Source organism: Pseudomonas sp. RA_35y_Pfl2_P32 (assembly GCF_963970735.1).
Lineage (GTDB): Bacteria > Pseudomonadota > Gammaproteobacteria > Pseudomonadales > Pseudomonadaceae > Aquipseudomonas.
Genome location: NZ_CAXAQF010000188.1, coordinates 1 through 533, shown reverse-complemented (window position 1 = coordinate 533; position 533 = coordinate 1). Strand labels below are relative to the sequence as shown.

General features: G+C 59.7%; 1 pseudogene. It reads right to left on the bottom strand.

Features of this window, described 5'->3' with window-relative positions:
* Positions 1–533: pseudogene (locus AACY45_RS27790) on the bottom strand (polyphosphate kinase 1); the annotation flags it as partial.

Genomic DNA, 533 nt, shown 5'->3' with positions numbered 1-533 from the left:
ACAACTTGGCACCGTCATTGGGCAAGGCCTTGCCATTGCCGAACGCCCAGATGCGACTGTGTTCCAGAAAACGCCCGATCACTGATTTAACACGGATATTCTCGGACATGCCGGGGACGCCGGGCTTCAGACAGCAAATTCCGCGTACGATCAGGTCGATCTCGACCCCTGCGTTTGAGGCTTCGTACAATTTCTCGATCACGGCGGGGTCGACCACCGAATTCATCTTGGCCCAGATCGCGGCAGGCTTGCCCTCGCGCGAATTGGCGATCTCGGCGTCGATCAACCGCATCAGGCGCGGGCGCAAATCGCGCGGCGACAGGCTGATCAGCGTCATATTCTCGGGTTCGACATAGCCGGTGATGTAGTTGAACATCTGCGCGGCATCGCGCCCGAGCCGCGGGTCGGCGGTGAAGAAGCTGAGGTCGGTATACACCTTCGCTGTGATCGGGTGATAGTTGCCCGTACCGAAATGGCAGTAGGTGCGGTATTGCCCGTTTTCGCGGCGGGCGACCATCGAGACCTTGGCATGG